Below are 14,477 nucleotides of genomic sequence, written 5' to 3'. Positions count from 1 at the left end.
ATGGCGTTGGGGAGGGCGGAGGGCTTGCGGCCTACAGCTGCTGCAAGCGGAACAGCGCGATCTTGTTGATCTCGGCCAGGGCGCAGGCGAATTCTTGCTCCGGGGAGTTATGAATCCGCTCCTCGAAGGCCGCCAGGATCTGGTGCCGATTGCTGCCTTTCACCGCCATGATGAAGGGGAAGCCGAACTTGGCCTTGTAGGCATCATTCAGTTCGGTAAAGCGGGCGAACTCTTCTGCGGTGCATTCATGAATGCCCGCACCAGCCTGCTCCGACGTCGAAGAGGCGGTTAACTCACCACGAACGGCTGCCTTGCCGGCCAGGTCCGGGTGAGCATTGATCAGCGCCAGCTGTGCAGCATGGCTGGCACTGAGCAACAGGTCGGCCATGCGCTGATGCAGGCCGTTGATTTCGTTGATGCTGTCATCCTGGCCCAGGTCAAAAGCCTTCTCGGCGACCCAGGGCGAGTGTTCGTAAATATCGGCGAAGACTTTTACGAAGTCTTCGCGGCTCAAACGGGACGGGGTCAGGGTTTGAAAACGGCTCATTTCGAGCTCTCCTTGGACGGCTCTTGCAGCGGATGGGTCGCGTGCCAGTGTTTGGCGATGTCGACGCGGCGGGCGCACCAGACTTTTTCGTGGCTCTGCAGGTATTCAAGGAAGCGCGCCAGTGACGCCAGGCGCGCCGGACGGCCGAGCAGGCGGCAATGCATGCCGATCGAAAGCATCTTCGGCGCGCCGGCCACGCCTTCGGCGTAAAGCACATCGAAGGCGTCTTTCAGGTATTCGAAGAAATCGTCGCCCTTGTTGAAGCCCTGCACCTGGGTGAAGCGCATGTCGTTGGTGTCCAGCGTGTAAGGGATCACCAGGTGCGGTTTGGCTGCGGTGCTGGCCGGGTCCCAGTAAGGCAGGTCGTCGTCGTAGGTGTCGCTGTCATACAGAAAGCCACCTTCTTCACGTACCAGGCGGCGAGTGTTCGGGCCGAGGCGGCCGGTGTACCAGCCCACCGGGCGTTCGCCGGTCAGTTCAGTCAGGATGCGGATGGCTTCAAGCATATGCTCGCGCTCTTCGGCTTCGCTCATGTTCTGGTAGTCGATCCAGCGGTAACCGTGGCTGCAGATCTCGTGGCCTGCGGCGACCATCGCCTTGATCGCATCTGGATGACGCTGCGCAGCCATGGCCACGGCAAAGATGGTCAGCGGGATGTTGTGCTTTTGGAACAGGTTCAGCAAACGCCAGACGCCGGCACGGCTGCCATACTCGTAGAGCGATTCCATGCATAGGTTGCGCTGGCCTTGCAGCGGCTGCGCGGAAACCATCTCGGAGAGAAACGCCTCGGATTCCTTGTCGCCGTGCAGGATGTTGCGCTCGCCGCCTTCCTCATAATTGAGAACAAACGACAGGGCGATGCGCGCATCATTCGGCCAATGCGGGTGGGGCGGGTTGTTGGCGTAACCGATCAGGTCGCGTGGGTAGTCAGCGCTCACTGCAGTCTTCCTTCTTGCTGTTTGTGGCGGTCATTGGGCAGGCATAAATGCGTTGCACGACCGTGATGGGCTAATTGTATACAAAGTGCTTTGCATCTTGTAAATCTAAAATTCACTTATTTTGCGAAATTTTGCCTTAATGCTGATTCTGTCCAGTGCGTCAGCTGTTGCTGTGCAAAAGCAGTGCTCGCAAGCACTTATGGCCGATTTGCTGCCCGTTTACGGTGCGCTGAGCAGGCGTAAAGATCGATTTATTGTGTACAGTTTTTTATAAAAGTGTCTTATTTTTGAATTTCAGCATGCTATGCTTCAGCTCAGTCGAGGCTGCTTAGCCTGATAAATCTGCCGAATTCAATAAAAGTAGAGGAGGTGCGGCGTCTACGTAGGCTTATCTGCGCAGGCGCCCATAAGCGATGGGACGATTGACCACACACGTACTGGATGCCGCCCATGGTTGCCCAGGCAGCGAACTGAAGATTGAGTTGTATCGCGTTGAAGGGGCTCAGATGGAGCTGCTCAATAGCGTTGTCACCAACCACGACGGCCGTTGCGATGCGCCGGTGCTGCAGGGTGACGATTACCGCAGTGGGGTTTACCAGCTGCATTTCCATGCCGGCGATTACTACCGCGCTCGCGGCGTCAAATTGCCTGAACAGGCCTTTCTCGATGTTGTAGTGCTGCGCTTCGGCATCGATGCCGGGCAGGAGCATTACCACGTGCCACTGCTGATTTCCCCTTACAGCTACTCCACCTACCGCGGTAGCTGAACCGAATGCTTGTCACCCTCTGACTCAATTTAAGAGTCCCTAGCCCGTACACACTGCGGGCTTTTTTTTGCCTGCGATTTGAGGTGCTGATCGGGGCCGGGTGTTTGGGCTGCGCGAAACCCAAACAATGGGCTTCGCGCGCTCAGCAATAACCTAACGGCTAAGCAGTGAGGCCGCGCCAGCCCCGCCAAACAAGGCCGCGCTGATGCGGTTGAACCACACCTGGCCCTTGCCCGAACGCAGGTAGCGCGCCGCGCCCTGGGCGCTGAGGCCGTAGAACAGCTTGCAGGCCAAGTCCAGCACCGCCCACGTGGCGATCATCACCAGCAGCTGGCCAAGCATGGGCCGCTCGGCGCTGATGAACTGCGGCAAGAAGGCTGCAAAGAACAGGATGTCTTTGGGGTTACTGGCGCCCAGGCCGAAGGCCTTCCAGAACATGGCACGAAAGCTCGGGTTGGCCGGCTGCTCTTCGGTCTTCACCGGTTTGGCGGCTTTGCGCGATTCCTGCCAGCTTTGCCAGGCGAGGTAGAACAGGTACAGCGCGCCGACAATCTTCAGCAGGCTGAACAGCTGCTCCGAGGCCAGCAGCAACGCGCCAAGGCCAAGTGCCGAAGCGCTCAACAGGCAGATCGAGGCTGACACCCCACCAATAAATGCCGGGGCCGAGCGTCGCAGGCCATAGTTCAGGCTGTTGCTGACCATCAACAGTGACAACGGCCCGGGGATCAGAATCACCACCAGTGCAGCACTTGCGAATAACAGCCAGGTTTCCAGACTCATTAGTGATTCTCCAGATGCGCAAAAGCCCCGACGCGCGCGCCGGGGCTTGGTTACCAGCCGGCCAACCTTACAGGAAGGCGAACTTGGCGATAAAGATGATGCACAGAACGTACAAGCTCAGCGATACCTTGTCGCGTTGGCCGGTCAGCAGTTTCAGTGTCGCGTAGGTCAGGAAGCCCAGGGCAATACCGTTGGCGATGGAGAAGGTCAGCGGCATCATGACCACGGTGACGATCGCCGGGATGGTGTCGGTGTGATCTTTCCAGTCGATATGCGCCATGCCGCTCATCATCAGCATCGCTACATAAATCAGCGCGCCAGCGGTGGCGTAGGCGGGGATCATCCCAGCCAGCGGGGCAAAGAACATTGCGCAGAGAAACAGCACGCCCACAGCAACAGCCGTAAGACCAGTACGTCCGCCGGCAGCAACACCCGCAGCACTTTCTACATAGCTGGTTACTGGCGGGCAACCGACCATGGCACCGACCACGCTGGAGGTACTGTCGGCCTTGAGGGCCTTGGACAGGTTCTGGATCTTGCCGTCTTCATCCACCAGGTTGGCGCGATGGGCAACGCCCATCAAAGTGCCAGCGGTGTCGAACATGTTGACGAAGAGGAAGGCCAGAATCACGCTGACCATGGCAATGTTGAAGGCCCCGGCGATGTCCATCGCCATAAAGGTCGGCGCCAGGCTTGGCGGCATGGAAACCAGACCGTTGTATTCAACCAGGCCCATCGCCCAGCCGATAGCGGTAACACCAAGCATGCTGAACAGGATGGCGCCGAACACATTGCGGTGGCTAAGCACGGCAATCAACAGGAAGCACACAGCGGCGAGGATTGCATTCGGTTCACCGAACGAACCCATGGTCAGCAGAGTTGCTGGGCTGTCGACGACGATGCCTGCGGTTTTCAAACCGATCAGCCCGAGGAACAAGCCCACTCCCGCACCCATGGCAAAGCGCAGGCTCATGGGGATGCTGTTGAGCAGCCATTCGCGGATCTTCGACAGGCTCATGATCATAAACAGCACGCCGGAGATAAACACCGCGCCGAGGGCGATCTGCCAGCTGTAGCCCATTTCACCGACAACGGTGTAGGTGAAGAAGGCATTCAGACCCATGCCTGGTGCCAGGCCGACTGGCCAGTTGGCGTACAGACCCATCAGGAAACAGCCGATGGCCGCGCCGATGCAGGTGGCGACAAACGCCGCGCCATGATCGACGCCAGCCGTGGCCATGATGTTGGGGTTAACGAAGATGATGTAAGCCATGGTGACGAAAGTCGTCAGGCCCGCCAGCAGTTCGGTTTTGATTGTGGTGCGGTGTTCGGTCAGTTTGAAGAAGCGGTCAAGCAGACCGGGTTTGATCAGGTCTTGCATCTGCGTCGCCTGTTGTTCTTGTTTAGCGCTTTCCACAGGGGTACTCCTCATCTCTTGTTGTGTGCCACCCAGAGCCTGTGCTGCGCACTGCTCGACTCTTGAGGTAGGTGGTGTTTTTTTGCCTTGCTGGCGTGCTTAGCTGACCTTTCGGTCAAGAAATAACGCTGGGGCCGATTATGATGTTGTATACAAAAAAAGCAAATAATGTTTCTGGTTAAAAGCTGCTATGTACTCGGCTTTTTTACCTATGCAGTACCTGTCCTGTTACTGATGTGTTCCGCAGCATTTGTTTCGCTGATCTGACGAGGCGTTTACACCCCTCATGATCAGTGGGGCTTCGGCAATAATCGTGGGCATCGCGGTGTTGCCGCCGTAACTCACCAGGGCAGTTGCTAAGCAGATTCGCGAACAAGAAAAATGCTGGATATAAGAAATGAATCTGCCGACTGCGCGTTCTTCGGCAGAGAGGTGCGAACAGAAAGCGTGTGCAAATGCACCTTTGCACAAGGGTTATGCCTTGGTAGCGGTGTACGTGCTGGTTACATTGTGTACAATGCAAAGGCTTTTTATTTGTGACTTTTCACTGATTTGCCGCTTGCCAGAGGGTAGGTAGCACACAGTAGAGTTGCATCAGCAACCGCCGAACCTTGATCACGCGAGCCACAATGAACGAACAATTGCAGCCCCTTAAGAAGCAGACGCGCGAAGGCAAAAGCACTCGCAGCGGGACTCAGGACGATGTCGTTTACGCCCATATCTTCGATGCCATTCTCGAGCAGCGTCTGGCTCCTGGCACCAAGCTCAGTGAAGAGGCGCTCGGTGAAATCTTCGGCGTCAGCCGCACCATCATCCGTCGCGCCTTGTCGCGCCTGGCCCACGAAGGTGTGGTGCTGCTGCGGCCTAACCGTGGCGCGGTAGTGGCCAGCCCAGGTGCGGAAGAAGCGCGGCAGATTTTCTATGTACGCCGCATGATCGAGCGGGCGATTACCGAACTGGCCTGCAAGAACGCCAAGCCGGAACAGATTGCCGCACTGCGCCAGATGGTGATCGATGAGCGCGACTGCTTCGCCCGTGGTGATCGCGGCATGGGCATTCGCCTGTCGGGTGAGTTCCACCTGAAACTTGCGGAAGCTGCCGGCAACCTGACCTTGTTGGGCTTTTTGCGTAGCCTGATTTCGCAGACCTCGCTGATCATCGCCCTCTACGAAAGCAACAGCCGCACGCATTGCTCGGATGCCGAACACGACCAGGTGATTGATGCCATCGAAGCCGGCAATGTGGAAGTGGCGGTGGACCTGATGATGCGCCATATGGACAGCGTTGACGCCAAACTCAACCTGGATGGTGAAACCGCCTCGGATGACCTGCACGCGGTGTTCTCGCACCTGCTGCCGGGCAGCAAGAAGAAAGCCGCGAGCCGCTGATCGGCGCAACCGGCCTAAACGAGAAAGCCCGCTCAATGAGCGGGCTTTTTGTTGGTTGGGGTTTTACCGACCTCAATCGCGGCGATGCACCGACTGGCCGGCGGCGAAGGTTTCTTTCACTGCGCGGTCGTCGCCGAGCATGGTCAGGGCGAAGAGTCTTTCGTCCAGGGTCTTGGCCTGTTGCATGCGGTAGCTGATCAGCGGCGTGGCGTTGTAGTCGAGCACCACGAAGTCGGCGTCTTTGCCGCTCTCGAAGTTGCCGATCTTGTCGTCCAGATACAGCGCATGGGCGCCGCCCAGGGTGGCCAGGTACAGCGACTTGAACGGGTCGAGTTTCTTGCCCTGTAGCTGCATGACCTTGTACGCCTCGTTCAGCGACTGCAGCTGGCTGAAGCTGGTGCCAGCCCCCACGTCGGTGCCCAGGCCGACGCGTACGCCATGGTCTTCAAGCTTGTTCAGGTCGAACAGGCCGCTGCCAAGGAACAGGTTGGAGGTCGGGCAGAAGGCCACGGCCGAACCGGTTTCGGCCAGGCGTTGGCATTCGTCGTCGCACAGGTGCACGCCGTGGGCGAATACCGAGCGCGCACCGATCAGCTTGTAGTGGTCGTACACATCCAGATAGCCCTTGCGCTCGGGGAACAGCGCCTTGACCCATTCGATTTCCTTACGGTTCTCGGACAGGTGGGTGTGCATATACAGGTCCGGGTATTCGCCCAACAGTTTGCCGGCCAGGGTCAGTTGTTCCGGGGTGCTGGTGGGGGCGAAGCGTGGGGTCACCGCGTAATGCAGGCGGCCCTTACCGTGCCAGCGTTCGATCAGCTCTTTGCTGTCGGCATAGCCGGATTCCGCAGTATCAGTCAGGTATTCCGGGGCGTTGCGATCCATCAGTACCTTGCCGGCGATCATGCGCAGGTTCAGCGCTTCGGCGGCTTCGAAGAAGGCGTCCACCGATTGCTTGTGCACTGTGCCGAACACCAGGGCGGTGGTGGTGCCGTTGCGCAGCAACTCTTTCAGGAAGATACCGGCCACATCAGCGGCGTGGGCCTTGTCGGCGAACTGCTGCTCGGTGGGGAAGGTGTAGGTGTTCAGCCAGTCCAGCAGCTGCTCGCCGTAGGAGGCGATCATCCCGGTTTGCGGGTAGTGGATATGGGTGTCGATAAAACCGGGGGTGATCAGCGCGTCGCGGTACTCGGTGATTTCCACGCCCTTGAGTGTTGGCAGCAGGTCGGCGGCGTTGCCGACGTTGGCCACCTGGCCGTTGTCGATGACCAGCAGGCCGTCTTCGAAATACTCATAGGATTGCTCAACGCCCACCACTGCAGGGTCGGCAATGCTGTGCAGGATGGCGGCGCGGTAGGCTTTCACTGGGCTAGTCATGTAACGCTGATCTCAATCTATGGAGTTGGTCGCTCAGGCACGCGGGCGCCTGAGCAGATAGTCAGGCCTGGCTTCGGCGAGAGGCGGGCAGCAGCTTGGCAACGCTGGGTTGGCCCGTTTTGCTCTCTTGGCCAAAGGCGGCGTTGTAGGTGGCGATCACTTCGCCGGCGATGGATACGGCAATTTCTACCGGCAATTTGCCTTTGACCTCAGCCAGGCCCATGGGACAGCGCATGCGCGCCACCACTGCCGGGTCAAAGCCGCGATCACGCAGGCGGTGTTCAAATTTGGCGCGTTTGGTTTGCGAGCCGATCAGGCCGTAGTAGGCAAAATCGTTGCGCTTGAGGATTTCTGCAGTCAGCTCCAGGTCGAGCTGGTGGTTGTGGGTCATGACGATAAAGTAGCTGCCAGCGGGCATGCGCTCGATCTCGTCGATCACCTCGTCATTCACCACTTTGTCGACCCCAACCGGAATCTGCTCGGGGAATTCGTTTTCCCGCGAGTCAATCCAGCGCACCTTGCATGGCAGGCTGGCGAGCAGTGGCACCAGGGCGCGGCCGACATGGCCGGCGCCGAATACAGCGATCTGCGCTTGGGGTTGGCCCATGGGCTCAAACAGCAGCACGGTGGCGCCGCCGCAGCATTGGCCGAGGCTGGCGCCCAGGCTGAAACGCTCCAGGCGGGTGTCCTGGCTGCGTGAGGTGAGCATTTCGCGGGCCAGCTCCATCGCTTTGAATTCCAAGTGGCCGCCACCGATGGTCTCGAAGATGCGGTCAGCGGTGACCACCATTTTCGAACCCGCATTGCGCGGGGTTGAGCCGCGTTCTTCGATGATGGTCACCAGCACGCAAGGCTGACCTTGCTGCTGCAGTTCGGCGAGGGCGCTGATCCAGCTCATTTGCTCAGCCTCCAGGAAGGCGTGGTCTGTCCGGGGCGTGGTAAGCGCCAGTTGCTCGGTGACGGATCCAGTATGGGAACGTGTATCGGTCGTGGTGTCTGGGTTTTTGGCTCGGTGTGTTTTGTCATTGTTGTACACCTGTGTGTGCAGTGCCTGGGTGGGTGACCACCCAGGCGGTTTGGCATTACGCCGGTTCAACCTCTGCAGCGGCCGTCGACTTGGCGGTCTGCTGCAGTTTCTTCATTTGCTCCACACCCCAGAGCACGCGCTCAGGCGTGGCGGGGGCGTCGATCTGCGGCTGTACGCGGTAGTCAGCCAGGCTGGCCACGGCGTCCTTGATCGCACACCACACGGCGATGCCGAGCATAAACGGTGGCTCACCGACGGCCTTGGAGTGGAACACGGTGTCTTCCGGGTTCTTGCGGTTTTCCACCAGGTTGACGCGCAGGTCCAGCGGCATATCGGCGATGGCCGGGATCTTGTAGCTGGCCGGGCCGTTGGTCATCAGCTTGCCTTTGCCATTCCACACCAGCTCTTCCATGGTCAGCCAACCCATGCCCTGAACGAACGCGCCTTCGACCTGGCCGATGTCCAGCGCCGGGTTCAGCGATGCGCCCACGTCATGCAGGATGTCGGTGCGCAGCATCTTGTACTCACCGGTCAGGGTATCGACTATCACTTCCGAGCAGGCGGCGCCGTAGGCGAAGTAGTAGAACGGGCGGCCGGCGGCCTTGTCGCGGTCGTAGTAGATCTTCGGCGTGCGGTAGAAACCGGTGCTGGAGAGCGATACCTGGCCAAAATAGGCCTTCTGGATCACTTCCTCGAAGCTCAGGAACAGGTCGCGTACGCGCACCTGGCTGTTGCGGAACTCCACGTCTTCCGGGGTGACCTTGTATTCGCGCACCAGAAAATCAACCAGGCGCTGCTTGAGGGTTTCAGCGGCGTTCTGCGCGGCCTTGCCGTTCAAGTCGGCACCGCTGGAGGCGGCAGTCGGCGAGGTGTTTGGCACCTTGTCGGTATTGGTGGCGGTGATCTGGATACGCGAGATATCCACCTGCAGCACTTCGGCGACGATCTGCGCGACCTTGGTGTTGAGGCCCTGGCCCATCTCGGTGCCGCCGTGGTTCAGGTGGATCGAACCGTCGGTGTAGATGTGGATCAGCGCGCCAGCCTGGTTGAGGAAGGTGGCGGTAAAGCTGATACCGAATTTCACCGGGGTCAGCGCCAGGCCTTTCTTCAATACTGGGCTTTTGGCGTTGAACGCGCGGATTTCTTCGCGGCGCTTGGCGTAGTCACTGCTGGCTTCCAGCTCGGCGGTCATCTCGTGGATAACGTTGTGCTCGACGGTCTGGTGGTAGTGGGTGACGTTGCGCTCGGTCTTGCCGTAGTAGTTGAGCTTGCGTACTTCCAGCGGGTCTTTGCCCAGACTGCGCGCGACCGCATCCATGATCTCTTCGATGGCGACCATGCCCTGCGGGCCGCCGAAGCCGCGGTAGGCGGTGTTCGACGCGGTGTTGGTCTTGCAGCGGTGGCCATTGATGGTGGCGTTGCCGAGGAAGTAGGCGTTGTCGGAGTGGAACATCGCGCGGTCAACAATCGAGCCAGACAGATCTGGCGAGTAGCCGCAGTTGCCGGCGAGTTCAATCTCGATGCCATGCAGCAGGCCGTTGTCATCGAAACCCACGTCGTATTCAACGTAGAACGGATGGCGCTTGCCGGTGATCTGCATGTCTTCAACGCGCGGAAGGCGCATTTTGGTCGGCCGGCCGGTGAGGTGCGCGATCACCGCGCACAGGCACGCAGGACCTGCAGCCTGGGTTTCCTTACCGCCGAAACCGCCACCCATGCGGCGCATGTCGATGACGATCTTGTGCATCGGTACGCCGAGCACTTCAGCGACCAGCTTCTGCACCTCGGTGGCGTTCTGCGTGGAGGTGTAGATGATCATGCCGCCGTCTTCGGTGGGCATGACCGAGGAAATCTGGGTTTCCAGGTAGAAGTGTTCCTGGCCGCCGATATGCAGGCTGCCTTGTAGGCGACGTGGCGCAGTGGCCAGCTCGGCGCTGGAATTGCCGATCTTGTGCTGGTGGCTGTCGAGCACGAAATGCTTCTTGCGTAGCGCATCGACCACGTCGAGCACAGGTTCAAGGTCTTCGTACTCGATGATCGCGGCCATGGCCGCCTTGCGTGCGGTTTCCAAGCTATCGGCACCTACGGCCAATACCACCTGACCAACGTATTCAACCTTGCCGTCCGCCAGCAGCGGATCGCCAGCCACGACCGGGCCGATGTCCAGCTGGCCCGGTACGTCATCCTTGGTGATGGCAATCGCCACGCCCGGAATGGCGTAGCAGGGGCTGGTATCGATGCTGACGATGCGTGCGTGAGCGCGGTCGCTCATACGGGCATAAACATGCAGCTGATTGGGGAATTCCAGGCGGTCGTCGACGTAGATGGCTTCGCCGGAGACGTGTTTGTCCGCGCTTTCATGTTTGACGCTCTTGCCGACGCCAGTGGTGATGTCGGCGCGGAACAGTTCGGCCAGTTCGGCCTGACTTTTAATTACATGATGATTAGACATACGCGGTCACCCGGGTTTCGACTTCGGGAGCTTGCAGCTCGAGGAAGAATTTACGCAGCAGATTCTGTGCAGTGAGCAGGCGGTATTCCTTGCTGGCGCGGAAGTCACTGAGTGGGGTGAAATCCTCGGCCAATGCAGCGCAGGCACGTTCGATCACACCCGGGTACCAGGCCGCGCCTTGCAGAGCGGCTTCACAGGCAGCAGCGCGTTTCGGGATGGCCGCCATACCGCCAAAGGCGATACGTGCGCTTTGCACCACGCCATCTTCGACCACCAAGTTGAATGCGGCGCACACGGCGGAGATGTCGTCGTCTAGGCGCTTGGACACCTTGTAGGCGCGGAACGCTTGGCTGGGCTGATGGCGCGGCACGATGATCTTCTCGATAAATTCGGCTTCCTGGCGCGCAGTCACCTTGTAGTCGAGGAAGTAGTCTTCGATCGGCAGGGTGCGGCTGGTGTTGCCTTTGCGCAGCACGATCTGCGCGCCGAGGGCGATCAGCAGCGGCGGGGCGTCGCCAATCGGCGAGGCGTTGCCGATATTGCCGCCCAGGGTGCCCTGGTTGCGGATTTGCAGGGAGGCGAAACGGTGCAACAGCTCGCCGAAGTCCGGGTAATCCTGGGCCAGAGCGGCGTAGCAATCGGAAAGGGCGGTTGCAGCACCGATTTCGATGCTTTCGGCGGTCACTTCGACGCGCTTCATCGCTTCGATATGGCCGACGTAGATCATCACCGGCAGTTCGCGGTGGAACTGGGTGACTTCCAGGGCCAGGTCGGTGCCGCCAGCCAGCAGACGCGCTTCCGGGTTGGCTGCGTAAATATCGGCCAGGTCAGCCACCGTCAGCGGCAACAGGCAGCGTTTGTCGCCACTGTTGAGCTCGGCAGTATCCTGCGGGGCGATGGCTTTCAGTTGCGCAACGGTTTGCGCTTCGGCAGCGTCGAACTGGTCTGGCTGCTTCTGGCAGCAGGCCTGTTCGGCGGCATCAATAATCGGACGGTAACCGGTGCAGCGGCACAGGTTGCCGGCCAGGGCTTCCATGGTGTCAGCCTTGTCGAAGCCGCTGCTGTTCTTCTGCAGGGCAAACAGCGACATGACAAAACCCGGTGTGCAGAAACCGCATTGCGAGCCATGGCAGTCGACCATGGCCTGTTGCACGCTGTGCAGTTTGCCCTGGTGCTTGAGGTCTTCAACCGTGATCAGCTGTTTGCCGTGTAGGCTGGAAACGAAGGTCAGGCAGGAGTTGAGGGTGCGATAACGCACGCGCTCGCCATCCAGCTCACCGACCACTACGGTGCAAGCACCACAGTCGCCAGACGCGCAGCCTTCTTTGGTTCCGGATTTGCCGACATGCTCACGCAGGTAATTGAGCACGGTGACGTTTGGGTCGAGGGCATGCTCAGTACGCAGCTCCCGGTTGAGTAAAAACTGGATCAAGGACGACCTCCAGGCACTTTATTGTTCTCGTATCAGGCTCTGCTGAAACGACTGCGCTGGGCAGCACAGCGTTTCCACACGGCTTGGCATGAGGCGAATCTAGAGTTTTCTGACTTTAGGGTCAACAAATATTTGACTCTTTGGTCAGGCGATTGTCATACGATTCAGTTATGAGCGCGAAAAGCCCTGCAGCTCGGTTAAACGCTAGCCGCTTTTATGCCAATGAAAGCCTGCAGAAATAAATGAGTAGCCACAAAAAACGCCAAGGGTGTGAGCCCTTGGCGTTTTTTGTGGCGGTAACTGCGCTTAGGAGTTGGTCAGCTGCGAATCAGTCAGTTGATACTCTTCGCCGGCGTAGTAGGCACGTACCCGTGGGTCCATCACCGCGCGCCACAGCGGCGGAAACAGCGCCAGGACGATCATCCCGGCATAGCCGTTGGGCAATTGCGGGCTGTCCTCGAAATGGCGCAACACCTGGTAGCGGCGTTTGGCATAGGCGTGGTGGTCGGAATGGCGCTGCAGATGGAACAGGAACAGGTTGGTCAGGAGGAAGTTGCTGTTCCATGAATGCGTCGGATTGGTGCGTTCATAACGGCCATTCTCCAGTTTGCGACGGTGCAGGCCGTAATGCTCCACGTAGTTGACGATTTCCAGCAAGGTGAAGGCGACCACCGACTGCGCGATAAAGAACAGCGCGCCGAGCCAGCCGAAGGCCAGGCTGAAACCGAGCAGAAACAACGCACTGATCGCATACCAACCAATCAGCTCATTGCGCCAGTGCAGCGCTGGCAAACTCTTGCGCTTCAGCCGCTCTGCTTCAAGCTTCCAGGCATTGAGGAAATTGTGCACATAGGCGTGCGGGAGGAAGGCATAAAGGCTCTGGCCGTAACGCGAGGAGCTGGCGTCTTCCGGGGTCGATACATGCACATGGTGGCCGCGCACATGCTCGATCTTGAAGCCGCCGTAGCACACGGCGGCCAGCAGCAAACCGCCGGCGTTCTGCTCCAGCTGCGGGTCCTTATGGATAAACTCATGGGCCACGGTGATGCCGATGGCGCCAGTCACGGTGCCCACCGACAGCACCCAGCCGAGCTGGCCAACCCAGCTCCAGGCCTCATGGTTGACGAATACCCATCCAGCCCAGCCGAGCATGCCGAGCAAAGCCGGCACGGTGATCAGGCTGAGCAGGCGGTAGTAACCTTGCTGCTCCATTTGCGGTACTTGCACCGCCTCGTCGGGGTTGGCCGGGTCACGGCCGATGATGAAATCCAGCAGCGGAATCACCCCGAACACCACCAGCACCACCAGCCAGGGCCAGGCGTTGGCGTATTGGCTATTTAATGACCAGTAATAGCTCAATGGGATGCCCAATACAGGGATCAACCAGAACCAGTAGCCGATGCTTTTAATCACAAGCATCCAGTTGGAGGGCAGGCGTTCGAACATGGTGGCTCCGTACTTATTATTGTTGGAGTGGGGTGATGGTTGGAATGTAGGACAATCCATGTTGCTGCCCATCCCCTTGTAGCCCACCTTTTGGTTTGAAAGCAGGGCGCTGGTGGCCTTGGCCCGGTAACACCCTGTGTTACACTCGCGCCGGCGTTCGACCGCTCAGGCCAAGCCTGGCGCGGGTTTAGCGTTCTTAAGCCCCCTCCAATAGGTCAGATAGAGCCTAAGGATCATCATGACGTTCAAGGCACCGGATAGCCTCGCTGAGCAGATCGCCCATCACCTTGCCGAACGCATCATTCGTGGTGAGTTGAAGGCGCGTGAGCGGATTCAGGAACAGAAAGTCACCCAAGCGCTGAATGTCAGCCGGGGTTCGGTGCGTGAAGCGCTGCTGATTCTGGAGCGCCGGCACCTGATCGTGATTCCGCCGCGCCGTGGCGCGCAGGTGGCTGAACTGACGCCGCATAACGTCAAGAGCCTTTACGCTCTGGTCATGGAGCTGTACATCCTGCTGGGCAAGGCGGTAGCGGATAGCTGGCAGACCGAGGCCGATCTCGGCCCGTTCCTGGCAATTCAGCAACGACTGCAGGACAGCCTGCAGCGCGAAGACATCAATGCATTTGTTGAAAGCAGCTTCGACATCATGCGAGCCGCCTTCCCGTTCTCCAATAATCCCTATTTGCAGGAAACAGTGGAGAACCTGCTGCCGGCCATCAGCCGTACCTATCACTTGGCGCTTGAGCGGCGCAAAGGCGAGATGGGCCAGTTCCTCAATACCTTTGCCGCCTTGCTGCAGGCGATCATTGCCCGTGACCATCAGGCCATTCGTGAGGTATTGCTGGGTTACGGTGAGCACAATTGCCAGCTGGTGCTGGCCGCACTGGCCGACGCTTAAGGAAGGCT

General features: G+C 59.2%; 12 protein-coding genes. 3 read left to right on the top strand and 9 right to left on the bottom strand.

Features of this window, described 5'->3' with window-relative positions; genetic code table 11:
- Window positions 1-31: 31 nt before the first annotated feature.
- On the bottom strand, window positions 32-547 hold the full coding sequence (gene uraD / locus ALTER154_RS11185; RefSeq protein ID WP_160087050.1) for a 2-oxo-4-hydroxy-4-carboxy-5-ureidoimidazoline decarboxylase: 516 nt from the start codon (window positions 545-547) through the stop codon (window positions 32-34).
- Window positions 544-1,485, bottom strand: coding sequence for an allantoinase PuuE (puuE, locus tag ALTER154_RS11180; protein ID WP_160087048.1), 942 nt, complete (start codon window positions 1,483-1,485; stop codon window positions 544-546). Before puuE ends, uraD begins: the two co-directional genes overlap by 4 nt.
- 413 nt (window positions 1,486-1,898) lie before the next feature.
- On the opposite strand from puuE, the gene uraH reads away from it, so the two are divergent.
- Window positions 1,899-2,252 (top strand): hydroxyisourate hydrolase, encoded by a 354-nt coding sequence (uraH, locus tag ALTER154_RS11175; protein WP_090253575.1) that lies wholly within the window; start codon window positions 1,899-1,901, stop codon window positions 2,250-2,252.
- Window positions 2,253-2,405: 153 nt separating this feature from the next.
- Here uraH and ALTER154_RS11170 read toward each other — a convergent pair whose 3' ends face one another.
- Together ALTER154_RS11170 and ALTER154_RS11165 are read right to left on the bottom strand one after the other, a co-directional pair.
- Window positions 2,406-3,032: a LysE family translocator gene (locus ALTER154_RS11170; protein ID WP_160087046.1), complete on the bottom strand. Its 627-nt coding sequence runs from the start codon at window positions 3,030-3,032 to the stop codon at window positions 2,406-2,408.
- A gap of 67 nt (window positions 3,033-3,099) precedes the next feature.
- A complete protein-coding gene (locus tag ALTER154_RS11165) occupies window positions 3,100-4,449 on the bottom strand; it encodes an NCS2 family permease (protein ID WP_372239925.1) in 1,350 nt (449 codons plus the stop codon).
- Between the two features lie 629 nt (window positions 4,450-5,078).
- On the opposite strand from ALTER154_RS11165, the gene ALTER154_RS11160 reads away from it, so the two are divergent.
- Window positions 5,079-5,837, top strand: a complete 759-nt coding sequence (locus ALTER154_RS11160; RefSeq protein ID WP_090253579.1) for a GntR family transcriptional regulator — start codon at window positions 5,079-5,081, stop codon at window positions 5,835-5,837.
- A 72-nt stretch (window positions 5,838-5,909) separates the two neighbouring features.
- On the opposite strand, the gene guaD is transcribed toward ALTER154_RS11160, so the two are convergent.
- From guaD to ALTER154_RS11135, 5 genes are all read right to left on the bottom strand, one after another.
- Complete coding sequence (guaD, locus tag ALTER154_RS11155) at window positions 5,910-7,214, bottom strand: guanine deaminase (protein WP_160087044.1); 1,305 nt, start codon at window positions 7,212-7,214, stop codon at window positions 5,910-5,912.
- A 61-nt stretch (window positions 7,215-7,275) separates the two neighbouring features.
- A complete protein-coding gene (xdhC, locus tag ALTER154_RS11150; RefSeq protein WP_160087042.1) occupies window positions 7,276-8,112 on the bottom strand; it encodes a xanthine dehydrogenase accessory protein XdhC in 837 nt (278 codons plus the stop codon).
- 184 nt (window positions 8,113-8,296) lie between these two features.
- Window positions 8,297-10,693: a xanthine dehydrogenase molybdopterin binding subunit gene (gene xdhB, locus ALTER154_RS11145; protein ID WP_160087040.1), complete on the bottom strand. Its 2,397-nt coding sequence runs from the start codon at window positions 10,691-10,693 to the stop codon at window positions 8,297-8,299.
- Window positions 10,686-12,125, bottom strand: coding sequence for a xanthine dehydrogenase small subunit (gene xdhA / locus ALTER154_RS11140; RefSeq protein ID WP_160087038.1), 1,440 nt, complete (start codon window positions 12,123-12,125; stop codon window positions 10,686-10,688). The genes xdhB and xdhA overlap by 8 nt, the downstream gene beginning before the upstream one ends.
- A gap of 306 nt (window positions 12,126-12,431) precedes the next feature.
- Window positions 12,432-13,571, bottom strand: a complete 1,140-nt coding sequence (locus ALTER154_RS11135) for an alkane 1-monooxygenase (protein ID WP_160087036.1) — start codon at window positions 13,569-13,571, stop codon at window positions 12,432-12,434.
- A gap of 238 nt (window positions 13,572-13,809) precedes the next feature.
- On the opposite strand from ALTER154_RS11135, the gene ALTER154_RS11130 reads away from it, so the two are divergent.
- The gene (locus tag ALTER154_RS11130; RefSeq protein ID WP_160087034.1) at window positions 13,810-14,469 is read left to right on the top strand and encodes a GntR family transcriptional regulator; all 660 of its coding nucleotides are present in this window, start codon (window positions 13,810-13,812) and stop codon (window positions 14,467-14,469) included.
- The last annotated feature ends 8 nt before the right edge of the window (window positions 14,470-14,477 follow it).

Source organism: Pseudomonas sp. 9AZ (assembly GCF_902506525.1).
Classification (GTDB): Bacteria; Pseudomonadota; Gammaproteobacteria; order Pseudomonadales; family Pseudomonadaceae; genus Aquipseudomonas; species Aquipseudomonas peli.
The sequence above is the reverse complement of the archived record's forward strand: the minus strand, read 5'-3'. Positions and strand labels throughout refer to the sequence as shown.

Bases quoted from the DNA above. Each gene is read 5' to 3' on its own strand.
- uraD (WP_160087050.1), bottom strand. From the start codon at position 547: ATGAGCCGTTTTCAAACCCTGACCCCGTCCCGTTTGAGCCGCGAAGAC.
- uraH (WP_090253575.1), top strand. From the start codon at position 1,899: ATGGGACGATTGACCACACACGTACTGGATGCCGCCCATGGTTGCCCA.
- ALTER154_RS11170 (WP_160087046.1), bottom strand. From the start codon at position 3,032: ATGAGTCTGGAAACCTGGCTGTTATTCGCAAGTGCTGCACTGGTGGTG.
- ALTER154_RS11160 (WP_090253579.1), top strand. From the start codon at position 5,079: ATGAACGAACAATTGCAGCCCCTTAAGAAGCAGACGCGCGAAGGCAAA.
- guaD (WP_160087044.1), bottom strand. From the start codon at position 7,214: ATGACTAGCCCAGTGAAAGCCTACCGCGCCGCCATCCTGCACAGCATT.
- xdhC (WP_160087042.1), bottom strand. From the start codon at position 8,112: ATGAGCTGGATCAGCGCCCTCGCCGAACTGCAGCAGCAAGGTCAGCCT.
- xdhB (WP_160087040.1), bottom strand. From the start codon at position 10,693: ATGTCTAATCATCATGTAATTAAAAGTCAGGCCGAACTGGCCGAACTG.
- ALTER154_RS11135 (WP_160087036.1), bottom strand. From the start codon at position 13,571: ATGTTCGAACGCCTGCCCTCCAACTGGATGCTTGTGATTAAAAGCATC.
- ALTER154_RS11130 (WP_160087034.1), top strand. From the start codon at position 13,810: ATGACGTTCAAGGCACCGGATAGCCTCGCTGAGCAGATCGCCCATCAC.